The sequence below is a fragment of the Limnohabitans sp. TEGF004 genome (assembly GCF_027924965.1).
Taxonomy (GTDB): Bacteria; Pseudomonadota; Gammaproteobacteria; order Burkholderiales; family Burkholderiaceae_C; genus Limnohabitans.
On sequence record NZ_AP027056.1, the window covers coordinates 1,156,079 to 1,170,772 of the forward strand.

Here is a 14,694-nt window from a genome sequence, read left to right on the forward strand (position 1 = left end):
GGAGTTTTTCGTTTCTCGGCTGGTTAATATCAGTGCATGACCCGCAGCACCGATCTCATTCACCACACCTACCTTCCCCCCGCTGAGTTTGAAGCGCCGCAGGTGGGGGTGTTCAAAGCCTCGACGGTCATCTTTCCGAATGTGGCCGCCATGCGCACGCGTGAGTGGATGGACAAGTCGGCTTACACCTACGGTTTGCATGGCACTCCCACCACGTTCACGCTCGAAGAGCGTTTGGCCACGCTAGAGGGCGGTACGCATTGCATCCTCACGCCCAGCGGTTTAGCGGCGATTGCGCATGTGGATTTCGCGCTGCTCAAAACGGGCGACGAGGTGTTGATTCCTGATAACGCCTATGCGCCCAACAAGTCGCTGGCCGAGGGTGAGTTGGCGCAGTTTGGCATCACGCATCAGGTGTACGACGCGTTGGATGTGAATGACTTGGCTGCACGCATCACACCGCGCACGCGTTTGGTGTGGCTCGAAGCGGCGGGCTCGGTGACGATGGAGTTTCCCGACCTCGTGGCTTTGGTGCAGCTGTGCAAAGCGCGTGGCGTGCTGTGCGCGCTCGACAACACCTGGGGCGCAGGCTTGGCCTTCAACGCGTTTGACCTCACGCCAGGGCAGGGCGAGCTTGGGGTGGACCTGACCATTCACGCGCTCACCAAATACCCCAGCGGCGGCGGTGATGTGTTGATGGGCAGCATCGTCACGCGCAGCGATGAATTGGCGCGTGTGTTGAAACTCACGCACATGCGTTTGGGTACGGGTGTGGGCGCGAATGACGCTGAGATGGTGTTGCGCTCATTGGCTTCTCTGCCGCTGCGCTACAAAGCGCAAGACGCGGCTGCACGCACCTTGGCTGCATGGTGCGCTTTGCAACCTGCATTCAGCCAAGTGTTGCATCCCGCACTCAGCAGCTCGCCGGGTCATGTGCATTGGCAGCAACTGTGTGTGACGCCGCATGAGCCTGAGGGTTTGGCTGCGGGTATTTTCAGCGTGGTGATGGACGAGCGTTTCACATCCAAACAAGTGGATGCGTTTTGCGATGCCTTGCAGTTGTTCAAAATTGGTTACAGCTGGGGCGGCCCCATGAGTTTGGTGATGCCCTACAACATGGCGTCTAGCCGCGCACGCTCGGTGTCGCATAGGCAACGCGGACGCGTGGTGCGTTTTTGTATTGGCCTAGAGAATGTGATCGATTTGCAAAATGACCTAGAGCGAGCTTTGAAAGTCGCCAACTTATAAAACCAAACCCACAAGAGGGGAGACACATGCAGCAATTGGTACCAGACGAGGCACATGACCGCATTGACATCAACCCGATTGGCTTGAGCGATCCGTTGCGTTGGCTTTGGCAGGGCTTGCGAGACATGGTCTCGCAACCTATGATTTCTTTGTTTTACGGCGTCTGCTTTTGGCTCATGGCGTTGATCTTGTTGGCCGTGTTCAAAAGCAATCCCGAGTACACCTTGTCGGCTGTGTCGGGTTGTTTGCTGATTGGCCCCTTTTTGGCCATGGGGCTGTATGACGTGAGCATGCACATGGAGCGCGATGAGCCGCCGAGCATGGGCAGTTCGCTCACTTGTTGGGAGTCGCACATCCGTAGCATGAGCATGCTCATCATGGTGATGGTGGTGATGGAGCTGCTGTGGGGGCGCGCATCGTTGGTGGTGTTTGCGGTGTTTTTCAACACGGGCGGAATGCCCACCACCGCCACCGTGCTAGAGGCCGTGTTCAACCCGCAGAACTGGGAGTTCATTGCCGCCTACCTATGCGTGGGGGGCTTCTTTGCTGGGCTGGTCTTCGCCAGCATGATGGTGTCTATTCCGATGATTTTGGACCGTGACACCGATGCCATCACCGCCTGCATCACCAGCTTGCGTGTCTTTGTGGATCACACCGCCGTGTCGGTGTTTTGGGGGGCGCTCATCACAGCCTTGGTGGTGTTGGCCATGTTGCCGTCAGCGGCGGGTTTGCTGGTGGTCGGGCCTTGGCTGGGCTTTGCCAGTTGGCACGCTTACCGCGCTGCCGTGCGTGTGACGGCAGCACAGGCGAGCTAAACCTCAAGCACCTACTTGGTGGCACAAGGCTTGTGCCACCTGACGCAGACTCTCCGCATGTCGGTTGTCTGCCACACAAGCCGTGGCCTGTCCTGTTTGCGCGAAGTTGCGCACCATGGATGCCGCATAGGTTGGGTCGTAGTGAATCACCAGCAAGTCACGCACAACTTGGTCGATGTGGCCGGTGTGAATTTGTTCTTTCCACGCATCCACCACCGCTTTGCCGCGAATGGCTACCAGCGCATCTAGGCGTCGGCAAAACAAGTCTTGGTCATCGACGAAGAAGTTGTAGTCTTCCATCAGCAAGGCCACGCGTTCATCGAGGCTGAGTTGCAGCTCAAAGCAGGGGCTGTCGCGCATGGCCAGCATCAACGATTCAGGGATAGACAGATTGCCCACTTTGCGGCTTTCAGATTCCACAAACACAGGCCGCGCGGGGTCAAAGCTGCGCAGGGCTTGCCATACCAAGGTGTCAAAGCGTTTTTGGCTGGGTTGAGGTTGCCCAGGAATGTGGCCCAGCACCGAGCTGCGGTGGCTGGCGAGGTCTTCGAGGTCCAACACTTGCGCACCTTCGGCAGCGAGTGCATAGAGCAAACGCGTTTTGCCCGAGCCCGTGGGGCCAGAGATGACTTTGAATTGCAGTGGTGCCACTCGCTTAGGAATGTCTTCCACGATGGCCGCACGAAACGCTTTGTAGCCGCCTTCAATCAAGTTCACTTTGAAACCAATTTGCCCCAGCACCAACGACAGCGATCCACTGCGCTTGCCGCCACGCCAGCAGTAAATCAGAGGTTGCCAGTTTTTCGGAAGCGCTAACACTTCGCGTTGGATGTGTCGCGCAATGTTGGCAGCCACCATGGCAGCGCCATGCTTTTGGGCTTCAAACGCGCCTTGCTGCTTGTACATGGTGCCCACGAAGATGCGTTCTTCGTTGTTGAGCGAGGGCCAGTTGACGGCGGCGGGTAAGTGGTCGAGTGCGTACTCGTCTTCGCTGCGTGCGTCGATGATGGTACTGAATCCACCGGAAGCCCCAAGGGGAATGGCCATGCGGGCCATGGCGTCTTGCGCCGAGATGAAGGTAACGCTCACGGTTTATAAATTCTTTTTAATTTCGGGCCACACATTGGCCAACATGCGCGGGTGCGCTTCGGCTTTGGGGTGGATGCGGTCGGGTTGGAACTGTGCGGTGGCTTCGGGCGCATCGGCAATGCCTTTGAGGAAAAACGGCACCAAGCCTGTGCGGTATTTTTTAGCGAGGTTGGTAAACATCACCGAGAATTTGGCGCTGTAATCTGGCCCGTAGTTGGGCGGTATTTGCATGCCCACCAACACCACGCGCGCATTGACGGCGCGGCAGGCTTGAATCATGGCTTCGAGGTTGTTTTGAGTGCTGTTCAGATCAAGGCCACGCAAAGCGTCGTTGCCGCCGAGTTCAATCACCACTTGCACGGGGCGCACTTGGTCGAGCATGGCGGGCAGGCGGGATCGGCCACCGGCGGTGGTGTCGCCGCTGATGCTGGCATTGACCACGCGCACATCGGGGCGCTCGGCTTGTAGCTTGTCGGCCAGCAGCGCCACCCAGCCTTTGCCGCGAGGGATGCCGTACTCGGCGCTGAGCGAATCGCCCAACACCAAGATAGTGGCTGCAGGCATGGTGCCTGGCGCGGGGGCCGAGCCGGGCGGTGGCACGTTGTTTTGGGGTTGACCACGGCGGCGGTGCGGGCCGGTGGAGGTGATGTCACCCTCCATGCCTTGGCCGGTGGACGTGATGACGCTTTGCTGGGCCGAGGCAACGCTTGTGCCCAATGCCCCCAGCAAAGCGGCGCCCAGTGCGCCCAAGTTAAAGTCACGTCTTAACCACCCATTGCGTTTCATGACCCAGCCTTCATTTGAAAAATCATCCACATCGCCTTTGATGGTCGTCTCGCACTTGTCGAAATCGGTGCAAGACGCCAGTGGCACACTGCACATTCTCCGCGATATCGACTTCCATCTCGCGCCGCAACAATCGTTGGCCATCGTGGGCGCTTCGGGCTCGGGCAAAAGCACCTTGTTGTCTATCATGGCCGGTTTGGATACCCCCACGCAGGGCACCGTGTGGCTGGGAGGTGTGGACATGTTTGCGATGGACGAAGACGCACGCGCCGCAGTGCGTGCCCGCCAAGTGGGCTTTGTGTTTCAAAGCTTTCAGCTCTTAGGCAATATGACCGCGCTAGAAAACGTCATGCTGCCGCTAGAGCTGGCAGGCTTGCCCAACCCGCGTGCCGCTGCCAAAGACATGCTGGTGCGCGTGGGCTTAGGCGAGCGTTTGGGCCATTACCCCAAAGTGCTGTCGGGTGGTGAACAACAACGCGTCGCCTTGGCCCGTGCCTTTGTGGTGAAGCCCGCGCTGTTGCTGGCCGACGAGCCCACAGGCAGCCTGGACCACGCCAGCGGAGAGCGGATCATGGATTTGATGTTCGAGTTGAACAAAGAACTAGGCACCACGTTGGTGTTGGTGACGCATGATTTAAAGCTGGCCGCAAGGTGCGATCAAGCCATCACGATTGAGGCGGGGCAGGTCAAGGGATAATGCCTGCATATGTCTTCAGCCCCTAAAGTTCTCTTCGGCTTTCACGCCGTTGGCGTGCGCGTTAAAACAGCGCCGCAATCCGTCATCGAAATCTATTTCGACCCCACGCGCCGCGATGCACGTATGCGTCAATTTGTGGACCGCGCTACCGAAGCTGGAATCCGTTTGATCGAGGCCGATGGCCCGCGTTTGGCCAAGCTCTCAGGTGGCCATGGCCACCAAGGTGTGGCAGCGCGTGTGAGCGAAATCAAGATGGTTCACTCGTTAGACGAGTTGCTGGAAGGCATCGAAAAAATCGAATCACCTTTGATCTTGGTACTGGACGGTGTGACCGACCCGCATAACCTCGGCGCGTGTTTGCGTGTGGCCGACGGTGCTGGTGCACATGCGGTGATTGCGCCCAAAGACCATGCCGTGGGCATCAACGCCACAGTAGCCAAAGTGGCCAGCGGTGCGGCTGAGACGGTGCCGTATTTCATGGTGACCAACTTGGCGCGCACCTTGAACGAGCTGAAAGAGCGAAACATTTGGATCATCGGCACCAGCGACGATGCGCCCAAAACTTTGTACCAAGTCGACCTCAAAGGCCCCACCGCATTGGTGTTGGGGGCAGAAGGTGACGGCATGCGTCAGCTCACGCGTAAGACGTGTGACGAGCTCATCAGCATTCCTATGTGTGGTGGAGTGGAGAGTTTGAACGTGTCGGTGGCCAGTGGCGTTTGCTTGTACGAAGCTCGCCGTCAACGCACGGTTGGTTAAGTCGCTTCTTTAAGCGTCCCAGCGAAACATCACATCGGCTTTAGCCCGTTCGGCCTCAATGCGTCGCGCATTGGGCTCGTCGGTGTGTTTCACCCAATCGGCAGCGTCTTGTGCGCTGCGACCAAACTGCTGATGGCGTTGGGTTAAACGGCCCACGCGTAAGTCTTGCGGCACATCGACAAACCATGTTTCATCTAACAGCGCTTGCACTTGGTTCCACGGTGAATCACTGAGCAACAAGTAATTACCTTCCACCACGATGAGCGGTGTCGATGGCTGCACGGCTATTGCACCAGCCACGCTTTCTTCTAGGCTGCGCTCGTAGCAGGGTGCGTAAACCACTTCATCTGCTGCTGGTATGCGCAGGCGTTTGAGCAAAGCGATGAAGCCAAACGCATCAAAAGTATCAGGTGCGCCTTTGCGGCTTTTTCGGTTCAAGCGTTCTAGCTCGACATTAGCCAAATGAAACCCATCCATGGGAACGACTTGAATGTCTTGGGACCATTGCATCGCCAAGGCATGAGCCAGCGTGGATTTGCCAGCGCCTGGTGCGCCGACCAAGCCCAGAATGCGGCGCTCGCCGCTGCTCAGTAAATGCGCAATGCGCTGTTGATACAGGGCAGGGATTTTTAAATCCATCCCAAAGCACCCAGCAAAGCACCGAAACCTAATAGCAACAACAAATGCGTTTTGGTCTTCCACACAATCAGTGTGGTGGCACCGGCCAAGACCCACAGCGGCCAATCACGCGCAGGGTTTTCGTGGTTGCCTGTGAGCAACCATCCCGTGGCAATCAGCAGCGCAATCACAATGGGGGCCATGCCGCTTTTGAAGGCTTTGACAGCCAGCATCTCGCGGTTGCGGTGCGCCCATTGCGTGGCCACAAAGGTGAGGGTGCAGGACGGGATCATGATGCCCACCATGGTGATGAGCACGCCCCACAGGGCCAAGGCCACGGCAGGCCAACCTGCAGCTAGACCGCCACCTGCGTTGAGCCCGACGTTCCAGCCCATCAAAGCGATGAACATCACGTTGGGGCCCGGTGCGCCTTGGGCCAAAGCGATGGACGAGGTGAACTGCGTGTCGCTGAGCCAATGTGTTTCGTCTACCAAGTAACGGTGGATATCGGGCGCAGTAGTGATAGCGCCACCCACGGCCAAGAGTGAGAGCGAGATGAAGTGCAAAAACAGCGAACCCCAATCAGCCAAGGTCATGGTGATGCTCATGCCACACCTCGCTGTTTGATGCAATGCGCGGCCCACACGCTGGCCAGAGGGCCGAGGCTGAGCAGCACCCAAGCCAAAGGCAAACGCAGCAGGCCAATGGCCACGAAGGTGAGGGCACCAATGCCAATGCAGGTCAGCATGCCCATGGGGTTGTTTTTCAAAGCACCCATGAGCTTGATGCCCACTGCCGCAATAAGTCCTGCGGACACGGCGCCCATGCCGCGCAACATGCCTTGTGCCACGGGGGTCTCTGCCACACCTGCCACGGCGGCAGCGAGTAGCAGCACCAGCACGGTAGGTGCAATCAACAAACCACTGAGTGCCGCCAATGCGCCCGCAATGCCAAAGTGTCGGCCACCAATCATGAGCGAGAGGTTGACCACATTGGGGCCCGGCAAAATTTGCGCAACAGCCCAGTCTTCGACAAATTCATCGGTGGTGAGCCATTGCTTTTTGTCCACCAATTCTCGTTGCACAACGGCCAGCACGCCGCCAAAGCCTTGCAAGGCCAGCACGGTGAACGACACAAACAAATCGGTTTTGTTTTGAGGTGCGTTGGGCACAGCACTGTGCTGTGCGGTCATAGGGTGAGACCGCCAGCCACTTCAATCACGGTGCCGTTGATGTAAGCGGCTTCATCACTGGCCAAGAAGGCATACACGTTGGCAATGTCTTCGGGTTGGCCTAAGCGCTTCAGGGGCACGCGGTCAGTCATCTCGTGAATCACTTTTTCAGGGATGGTCGACAAGATCGGCGTTTGGATAAAACCGGGTGCGATGGCATTCACACGAATGCCTTTGGGGCCAAGCTCGCGGCTCCATGTTTTTGTGAAACCAATCACGCCAAACTTGGTGGCTGCATAGTTGGTTTGGCCAAAGTTACCGTAGATGCCAACGACCGATGAGGCATTCAAAATTACGCCGCTGCCTTGCGCCACCATGGCATCCGTCACGGCTTGCGCGCAATGGAACACGCCACGCAGGTTGACGTCAATCACACGGTCAAACTGTTCCAAGGTCATTTTTTGCAAACGCGCATCTTGTGTGATGCCTGCGTTGTTGACCAACACATCGATACGTCCGAACTTGTCGAGCACGGCTTTCACAGTGGCATCGACCATCTCGCGCTGCGTCACATCGACCACAAAACCTTGGGCCTGTGCACCGATGGCTTGGCACTGTTTGACGGCGTCATCGACCGCAGCTTGCTTCACGTCACACACGATGACGATGGCGCCTTCGTGTGCGAATTTCAAAGCGGTGGCCAAACCAATGCCTTGTGCGGCACCCGTGATGACGCTGACTTTGCCGTTTAACCGCTGGTGGTGTGTGTTTGTGTGTGTGCTCATAGGCTTTAGTTTAAGCACCTGGCTCAACAAGGGGAAACACCGACTAAATCATTTATATAGATTAAGGGAAAAACCTAATAAATCAACTTGAGTGATTAAGTAACAATAAATCAACTTGAGTGATTAATTCAAGTTTCACAACATTTTGGAGCGAGACATTCTTATGAAATTGAATCAATTGTTTTTGGCCTGCGCTGCCGCTTTGTCAGTGTCTGCAGCAGTGGCGGGCGAGGTCGAAGTCCTGCATTACTGGACATCGGGTGGTGAAGCCAAATCAGCGGCTGAGCTGAAAAAAATCATGGCTGCCAAAGGCCATGCTTGGAAAGACTTCGCAGTTGCGGGTGGCGGCGGTGACAACGCGATGACCGTGTTGAAGAGCCGCGTGGTGGCAGGCAACCCACCTTCAGCCGCACAAATCAAAGGCCCCGCCATTCAAGAGTGGGCGCAAGAGGGCGTGTTGGCCAACTTGGACAGCGTGGCGCAAGCCGAGAAGTGGGACAGCTTGTTGCCACAGGTGGTGGCCAATGTCATGAAATACAAAGGCAACTACGTGGCAGCGCCCGTCAACGTGCACCGCGTGAACTGGGTGTGGGCCAACCCAGAGGTTTTGAAGAAGGCAGGCGTGTCTGCCATGCCCACCAACTACGACGAGTTCTTTGTTGCAGCTGACAAGATCAAAAAAGCAGGCTTTATTGCGGTGGCCCACGGTGGTCAAAACTGGCAAGACTTCACCACCTTTGAATCGGTGGTGTTGGGTGTGGGTGGTGCCAAGTTTTACCAAGATGCTTTGGTCAAGCTCGATCCCAAAGCCTTGAACAGCCCGACCATGAAAAAGTCGCTTGAGACCTTCCGCAAGATCAAGGGCTACACCGATGCGGCTTCGCCTGGCCGCGATTGGAACTTGGCCACAGCCATGGTCATGCAAGGCAAAGCAGGCTTTCAGTTCATGGGTGACTGGGCCAAAGGCGAGTTTGTGGCCGCAGGCAAAAAACCTGGCAAAGACTTCTTGTGTGCGGCAGCCCCAGGCACCGCCAAGTCTTACACCTTCAACGTCGATTCATTTGCGATGTTCAAGCTCAAAGATGCCAGCGCACAAAAAGCCCAAGGTGACTTGGCGGCCGCCATCATGAGCACAGACTTCCAAGAGGTGTTCAACCTCAACAAGGGTTCTATCCCTGTGCGCTTGAGCATGTCGATGGCTAAGTTTGACGATTGCGCCAAGCTCTCAAGCAAAGATTTCGTGGACACCGCCAAGACTGGCGGCTTGGTCCCCTCCGTCGCCCACGGCATGGCGATTTCGCCAGCGACCGAAGGCGCAATCAAAGATTTGGTGAGCCAGTTCTGGAACGACGACAAGATCAGCATTGACGACGGTCAAAAGCGTCTTGTTGCGGCCGCAGCCACCAAATAAGCAGCAGCTCGACTGTTGAAACATAAACCTTGGAGATACAAACAATGAAGATGAAATTAACTTGTGTGGCTGCTGCTTTGTGCTGCTTGAGCACAGCCGCTTTGGCCGCTGATGTGGGCGGTGTGGAAGTCACCGGCTACAGCCGTGGCGGTGGTGTGTACAGCTACAACAAAGACCAACAGGTCAAAGGTGGCTTGAGCTTGGGCGGTGATTTGCAAAAGTACCGTTTGGGTAACGAGGGTGACTATGGTGTTGAAGTCAACATCGCCAAAACCTTTGACGTCGAAGGCGTGAAATACAAACTCGATTACATGCCCACCAAATGGAATAGCGGCAATGTCGGCACAGAACAAGCCTTCGTGGAGATGAGTGGTTTGAGCTTTGCACCCGAAGCCAAAATCTGGGCTGGCCAACGCCGTCTTCGTATTCAAGACGTGCACATCGTGGATCACTTCTTGATGGACTACGGCGTCAACCAAGGTTCAGGCTTCACAGATTTGGCCGTGGGTGGCATGAAATTGGGCGCAGCTTTGCAAACAGGCGATACCTTTGACGCAAAAATGATTGCAGGTACATCTGCCAACAAGTTGAATTTGGATCTGTCTGAAATCAAGACGAATCCTGGTGGTAAAGCCCGCGTATTGGTGACCTCGGTTAGCACTTCAGGCTTGAAGAGCAGCGGTGGTTCTGGCTTCACTGTGAGCCACAACCAATCTGACTTTGTTGTGAAGGGCTTGACCAACAGCTTGTTCTTGCAAACCTCTAGTGGCTACGCCAATATCAATGGTCGATTTGGAGCGTTCTACGATGCCGCTGGTGCAGCGACTGTCTACGGCAAGAAAACAAACCGTATTGCTGACTCGATCAACTGGCAGTCAGGCGCGTTTGGTGGGCAAGCGATCTTGGGTTACCAAACGACCAAGTCCGATGACCCAGCTGTCACTTACACCATCAAAGATACCTCTCTGGGTGGCCGCGTGTCCTACGCTGTTTCTAAGAATTTCAAGTGGTTGGTTGAAGCAGGCACCACATCACGCAAGTTCAGCGACAACCAAGCCGCACAGCGCTTGAACAAGCTGACGATCGCGCCCACATTGGCTTTGTCTCCAGACTTCTGGTCACGTCCTGAGTTGCGTTTTTACGTGACAAAAGCCAACTGGAACCAAGCTGCTTCTGATGCGAACAACGGTGGTACAGGTGAAGGTGCGTTTGGTACCAACGGCAGAAAATCACAAACACTCGCTGGCGTCCAGTACGAAGTGTGGTGGTAAGCAAGGGTTGAACGAGGGATTGGGAAAGGGGCAACCCTTTCCCTTTTTTGCTTCTTACATAAAGGCATCCAGATGCAAAAGCATCGCTTAGAAACGTTGATACCCAAATTGGTGGTCGCTCCTGGCTTGTTGCTGGGTTTTGCGTTCATCTATGGCTTCATGATTTGGAACGGTGTGTTGTCAGTCACCGCGTCTCGCATGCTGCCCAATTACGAATTGGTTGGCTTGGCGCAATATGCCAAGTTGTGGGAGATGGACCGCTGGTGGGTCGCCCTGAAAAATCTCGCCATTTTCGGCGTCGGTTATGTCGGCGGTGCGATGGCCCTCGGTGTGTTCCTTGCTGTGCTGTTGGACCAAAAGGTACGCGCAGAAGGTTTCATTCGCACGGTGTATCTGTACCCCATGGCCTTGTCATTTGTGGTGACGGGGACTGCTTGGAAATGGTTGCTCAACCCTAGCATGGGTTTAGAAAAACTTATGCATGACTGGGGCTGGGAAAGCTTCAGATTTGGTTGGTTGGTCGACAGCGAAATGGCTATTTACTGCGTGGTGATCGCTGGTATTTGGCAATCCGCGGGTTTTGCCATGGCTTTGTTTTTGGCGGGCTTGCGCGGGATTGATGACAGCATCATCAAAGCGGCTCAGATAGATGGTGCGTCGCTGCCGCGTATTTATTGGCGCATTGTGTTGCCTGCGTTGCGCCCTGTGTTTTTCTCAACCTTGATGGTGCTTTCTCATTTGGCCATCAAGAGCTTTGACCTCATCATGGCTTTGACGTCGGGTGGCCCCGGCTATGCCACGGACGTGCCAGCGACTTTCATGTATGCCATGAGCTTCACGCGTGGGCAAATTGGTTTGGGGGCAGCCAGTGCCACCATGATGTTGGCCACGGTGGCTGCCTTGGTCGTGCCTTATCTGTACAGCGAGTTGCGAGGTAAATCACATGAGCACTAAGCTTTTTTCGATGCACATGTTCTCGCGTGCATTGCTGTATGTCACGCTGTTGGTCGGCGCCGCATTCTTTTTGGCGCCTTTGTATGTGATGGTCGTGACCTCACTCAAAGATGCCGACGAGATTCGCCAAAACAGCTTGGTCAGTTTGCCTGGCGGGATGAATTTTGATGCCTGGCGTTTGGCTTGGGACTCCGCTTGCACCGGCGCGCAGTGTTCTGGCTTAGAGCCCTTCTTTTGGAACTCGGTGTGGATGGCCGTTCCTGCTGTGTTGATCTCCACTACCTGGGGTGCACTCAACGGTTATGTGCTGAGCCTGTGGAAATTTCGCGGCAGCGAAACCTTGTTTGCCTTTTTGCTCTTTGGCGTGTTCATGCCATTTCAAGTGGTGCTGCTGCCCATGAGCCAAGTGTTGGGTTGGCTCGGTATGTCTAGCTCGATCGCTGGCCTGATCTTGGTTCACTTGTTGGCCGGTTTGCCCAGCACCACCTTGTTCTTTCGTAACTACTACGCCGCCGTGCCCAAAGATTTGCTCAACGCCGCACGCATGGATGGCGCAGGTTTTTGGATGATTTTTCTGCGCATCATCGTGCCCATGTCTACGCCCATCGTGATGGTGACTTTGATTTGGCAGTTCACCCAAATTTGGAACGACTTTTTGTTCGGCGTGGCCTTCAGCGGCGCGGATTCCAAACCCATCACTGTGGGATTGAACAACTTGGCCAACACCACTAGCAGCGTCAAAGCCTACAACGTGGACATGGCCGCTGCATTGATTGCAGGCCTGCCCACTATGTTGGTCTACGTGGTGGCTGGACGATATTTTGTGCGCGGCCTGACCGCCGGCGCTGTGAAAGGTTAAGAGGAATAAGCATGTCTTCAGCATTGAAAATCAGCGGCATTCGCAAATGCTTTGGTCAGGGTGACAACACGGTGGAGGTGCTCAAGCGCATCGACATCGATGTGGCACCCGGTGAGTTTTTAATTTTGGTCGGCCCTTCGGGCTGCGGTAAATCCACCTTGCTCAACATCATTGCGGGCCTGGAAGAACCCACAGAGGGCAGCATCTCCATTGGTGACAAAAACGTGGTGGGTGTACCGCCCGCACAACGTGACATTGCGATGGTGTTTCAAAGCTATGCGCTGTACCCCACGATGAGCGTGGCTGAGAATATTGGCTTCGCTCTCGAAATCCGCAAAGTACCCAAAGCTGAGCGCCAAGCGCGCATTGCCGAAGTGGCTGCCATGTTGCAGATAGAACATTTGCTTGACCGTCGTCCTTCGCAACTGTCCGGTGGCCAGCGTCAACGTGTGGCCATGGGCCGTGCTTTGGCGCGTAACCCGCAGCTGTTTTTGTTTGATGAACCTTTGTCAAACCTCGATGCCAAGTTGCGCGTGGAGATGCGTGCCGAGATCAAACGTTTGCACCAGCTCAGTGGTATCACCAGCGTGTATGTGACGCATGACCAAGTCGAGGCCATGACCTTGGGCAGTCGCATCGCGGTGATGAAGGGCGGGGTGTTGCAACAGCTCGGTACCCCCGATGAGATTTACAACCGACCCGCAAACACCTATGTGGCGACCTTCATTGGTTCGCCCACGATGAACTTGGTCGAGGGCAGGGCATCGGGGACTGGGCAGTTCACGGTGGCTGGTGCACAACTGGCTTTGGCCGTGCCCGACAACGCCAGCAAACCCACCTTGATGGGTTTGCGACCAGAACACATCCGTTTGAATGATGCCGCGCCTTGGCGTGGTGTGGTGAATTTGGTGGAGCCCACAGGCGCTGACACCTATGTGGTGGTGGACACGGCGGCTGGCAAAGTCACGGTGCGCGCTGCGCCGCAAACACAGGTGCGCCCTGGTGACGCTGTGGGCTTGGACATTCAAGCCGAACACGTGACTTGGTTTGACCAAGCCTCGGGCTTGCGTTTGTAAAGTTCAGGTGCTGCCGCGCACCATCAGCTCATAGCCTACGTCCACGCTGGGCGTAGGCACATCCTCTTCACGCATCAGGTTCAGCAGCATCTTCGCCGCGGCTTCACCAATCGCAGCGCGTGGTGTGCGAATGGTGGTCAGGCCTGGGCCAACGAGATCGCTGCCTGTGAGGTCGTTGAAACCTGCAATCGCAAGCTGCTGAGGGACTTTGATTTTCAAGCGTTGAGCCGCCAACAACGCGCCTTGGGCCAAGTCATCGTTACAGAAGAAGATGGCGTCAATGCTGGGATCTTGGGCCATGATGTGTTGCAGCATCTCCCCCCCCAAAGCCATGGATGACGGCGACTTGTTGGTGTAGCTCAAGGCCTTGTCATACAGCTTGGCCGCCTTGAGTGTTTTGCGCCAACCGTCCAAACGCTGCATGGTCCGTGGGTCGAGTTGGGCGGCGGCAAAGGCAATGCGTTGGCGTCCGCGTTGCAGCAAATGCTCGGTCAACGTCATAGCCGCTTGTGTTTGTGAGAACCCCACACTGTTGACATCGGGCGATTGGGCGAGCTCCATCATGTGCACACACGGAATGCCGCTTTTTTCAATCAGCTCACGTGCAGCATCACTGCGGTCTAAGCCTGTGACCAAGATACCTGCAGGGCGGTGCTGCAACTGTTCGCGCAAAAGTTGTTCTTCTTCACGGGTGTCGTAGTGGGTGATGCCAATCAGGGTTTGGTAGCCCGCATGGCGCAGTGTTTTTTGGATGGACTCCAACACGTCCACAAACAGGTTGTTGGACAACATCGGAATCAACACCGCCACGTGGTCGCTGTGACGCGAGGCGAGGGCGCGTGCGGCGGGGTCAGGGGTGTAGCCCAGTTTCAAAGCGGCGGCTTTGACGCGGTCGGTCAAATCAGAGGCCACCGCACGTTCACCGCGTAACGCACGCGACACCGTGATGGGGCTGACCTTGGCCAAAGCGGCCACATCCGCCAGCGTGACGCGGCCGGTGGCGCGAGAACGGGTTTTGGTGGACTTCATTTGGCTCAGGGTTTTTGCTAGGTTGGGAGCTGTATGGTTTGTTTATGATAGCGCTATCCAAGAGTGAACGATGTGATGGTTATCACGGGGTTCGCTCTACTTTTTACCAAAATGGGATAGCGCTAT

General features: G+C 56.0%; 16 protein-coding genes. 9 read left to right on the plus strand and 7 right to left on the minus strand.

What is annotated here, in order from left to right; all coding sequences use genetic code 11:
* The first annotated feature begins 36 nt into the window (after positions 1-36).
* Entirely contained in the window at positions 37-1,248 is a 1,212-nt protein-coding gene (locus LINBF2_RS05785; RefSeq protein ID WP_281891122.1) for a PLP-dependent transferase, read from the plus strand.
* Between the two features lie 26 nt (positions 1,249-1,274).
* On the plus strand, positions 1,275-2,063 hold the full coding sequence (locus LINBF2_RS05790; protein WP_281891124.1) for a DUF2189 domain-containing protein: 789 nt from the start codon (positions 1,275-1,277) through the stop codon (positions 2,061-2,063).
* A gap of 3 nt (positions 2,064-2,066) precedes the next feature.
* Here the strand turns inward: LINBF2_RS05790 and mnmH are convergent, their stop codons facing one another.
* Both mnmH and LINBF2_RS05800 read right to left on the minus strand, forming a co-directional pair.
* On the minus strand, positions 2,067-3,152 hold the full coding sequence (gene mnmH / locus LINBF2_RS05795; RefSeq protein ID WP_281891126.1) for a tRNA 2-selenouridine(34) synthase MnmH: 1,086 nt from the start codon (positions 3,150-3,152) through the stop codon (positions 2,067-2,069).
* 3 nt (positions 3,153-3,155) lie between these two features.
* Entirely contained in the window at positions 3,156-3,716 is a 561-nt protein-coding gene (locus tag LINBF2_RS05800; protein ID WP_281891295.1) for an arylesterase, read from the minus strand.
* Between the two features lie 220 nt (positions 3,717-3,936).
* On the opposite strand from LINBF2_RS05800, the gene LINBF2_RS05805 reads away from it, so the two are divergent.
* Together LINBF2_RS05805 and rlmB are read left to right on the plus strand one after the other, a co-directional pair.
* Entirely contained in the window at positions 3,937-4,635 is a 699-nt protein-coding gene (locus tag LINBF2_RS05805) for an ABC transporter ATP-binding protein (protein WP_281891128.1), read from the plus strand.
* A gap of 9 nt (positions 4,636-4,644) precedes the next feature.
* Complete coding sequence (gene rlmB / locus LINBF2_RS05810; RefSeq protein ID WP_281891130.1) at positions 4,645-5,394, plus strand: 23S rRNA (guanosine(2251)-2'-O)-methyltransferase RlmB; 750 nt, start codon at positions 4,645-4,647, stop codon at positions 5,392-5,394.
* 9 nt (positions 5,395-5,403) lie between these two features.
* On the opposite strand, the gene LINBF2_RS05815 is transcribed toward rlmB, so the two are convergent.
* The 4 genes from LINBF2_RS05815 to fabG are packed head-to-tail and all read right to left on the minus strand — an operon-like array spanning position 5,404 to position 7,968.
* Positions 5,404-6,033: a nucleoside/nucleotide kinase family protein gene (locus tag LINBF2_RS05815; RefSeq protein ID WP_281891132.1), complete on the minus strand. Its 630-nt coding sequence runs from the start codon at positions 6,031-6,033 to the stop codon at positions 5,404-5,406.
* Positions 6,024-6,620 carry a chromate transporter gene (locus LINBF2_RS05820; RefSeq protein ID WP_104797480.1) on the minus strand — a complete coding sequence of 199 codons (597 nt, stop codon included), beginning with the start codon at positions 6,618-6,620 and terminating at the stop codon, positions 6,024-6,026. The genes LINBF2_RS05815 and LINBF2_RS05820 overlap by 10 nt, the downstream gene beginning before the upstream one ends.
* Positions 6,617-7,204 (minus strand): chromate transporter, encoded by a 588-nt coding sequence (locus tag LINBF2_RS05825; RefSeq protein ID WP_281891134.1) that lies wholly within the window; start codon positions 7,202-7,204, stop codon positions 6,617-6,619. The genes LINBF2_RS05820 and LINBF2_RS05825 overlap by 4 nt, the downstream gene beginning before the upstream one ends.
* Entirely contained in the window at positions 7,201-7,968 is a 768-nt protein-coding gene (fabG, locus tag LINBF2_RS05830; RefSeq protein WP_281891136.1) for a 3-oxoacyl-ACP reductase FabG, read from the minus strand. Before fabG ends, LINBF2_RS05825 begins: the two co-directional genes overlap by 4 nt.
* 163 nt (positions 7,969-8,131) lie before the next feature.
* Here fabG and LINBF2_RS05835 point away from each other — a divergent pair, with 163 nt between their 5' ends.
* The 5 genes from LINBF2_RS05835 to ugpC all read left to right on the plus strand — a co-directional run bounded on the left by LINBF2_RS05835 (position 8,132) and on the right by ugpC (position 13,539).
* Positions 8,132-9,379 carry an ABC transporter substrate-binding protein gene (locus LINBF2_RS05835; RefSeq protein WP_104797477.1) on the plus strand — a complete coding sequence of 416 codons (1,248 nt, stop codon included), beginning with the start codon at positions 8,132-8,134 and terminating at the stop codon, positions 9,377-9,379.
* Positions 9,380-9,429: 50 nt separating this feature from the next.
* Positions 9,430-10,650: a carbohydrate porin gene (locus tag LINBF2_RS05840; RefSeq protein ID WP_104797832.1), complete on the plus strand. Its 1,221-nt coding sequence runs from the start codon at positions 9,430-9,432 to the stop codon at positions 10,648-10,650.
* Between the two features lie 72 nt (positions 10,651-10,722).
* Positions 10,723-11,604: a sugar ABC transporter permease gene (locus tag LINBF2_RS05845; protein WP_281891140.1), complete on the plus strand. Its 882-nt coding sequence runs from the start codon at positions 10,723-10,725 to the stop codon at positions 11,602-11,604.
* Positions 11,594-12,463 (plus strand): carbohydrate ABC transporter permease, encoded by an 870-nt coding sequence (locus LINBF2_RS05850; protein ID WP_281891142.1) that lies wholly within the window; start codon positions 11,594-11,596, stop codon positions 12,461-12,463. Before LINBF2_RS05845 ends, LINBF2_RS05850 begins: the two co-directional genes overlap by 11 nt.
* Positions 12,464-12,474: 11 nt before the next feature.
* Positions 12,475-13,539 (plus strand): sn-glycerol-3-phosphate ABC transporter ATP-binding protein UgpC, encoded by a 1,065-nt coding sequence (gene ugpC / locus LINBF2_RS05855; protein WP_281891144.1) that lies wholly within the window; start codon positions 12,475-12,477, stop codon positions 13,537-13,539.
* A gap of 3 nt (positions 13,540-13,542) precedes the next feature.
* On the opposite strand, the gene LINBF2_RS05860 is transcribed toward ugpC, so the two are convergent.
* A complete protein-coding gene (locus LINBF2_RS05860) occupies positions 13,543-14,568 on the minus strand; it encodes a LacI family DNA-binding transcriptional regulator (RefSeq protein ID WP_281891146.1) in 1,026 nt (341 codons plus the stop codon).
* Between the last annotated feature and the right edge of the window lie 126 nt (positions 14,569-14,694).